This window comes from Peribacillus sp. SIMBA_075 (genome assembly GCF_046534585.1).
Genome location: NZ_JAWRYN010000102.1, coordinates 1 through 627 on the forward strand (window position 1 = coordinate 1; position 627 = coordinate 627).

Annotated in this window: 1 pseudogene; it reads right to left on the reverse strand. The window is 40.0% G+C overall.

Annotation, left to right across the window (positions count from 1 at the left end):
- Positions 1-627, reverse strand: a pseudogene (locus tag SB775_RS27330) (IS3 family transposase); the annotation flags it as partial.

Consider the following 627-nt stretch of genomic DNA (forward strand, 5'->3'; position numbering starts at 1 on the left):
TTAGCTTGTTTTTAAATTCATTCCCTCGATCTGTGTGGAAGAGCTGAATATCATGAAGGTTTCCTTTGATGGATGCAAATGCGCGTGCCACAAGCTGGGCGTCCTTATTAGGTCCTGTACTAAAGCCAATAATTTCACGATTAAAGAGATCGACAAAGACACATATGTAATGCCATTTATTTTTGACTTTGACATATGTTAAGTCGCTGACCACTACTTTTTTCTCTTCTTCTTGTTGAAATTCCCGATTTAATTCGTTAGCCAGGACTGATTCGTTACATGAGGATTGCTGTGGTTTGTATTGGGCGACTGTATAAGATGATACAAGCCCTTGTTCTTTCATAATCCGGCCAATCCGGCGTCTGGAGACCGTTAGGTCGAGCTTCATTAACTCTACTTTAATCTTACGTGTTCCGTATACCTTACGGTTCTTTTCAAATATTTCTATAATGGCGTGTGTGACATCGTCTTCTGAGTTTCGTTCTTTTGATTCGTAGTAATAGGTGCTCCGCGATAGCTCCAGGACGTTACACATGGCTGATACCGAGTATTTGTCTTTGTTTCGCTTAATAACATTTACTTTCGTCCTAGTATCAGCGCTGCTTGCTTTAAAATATCATTCTCCAT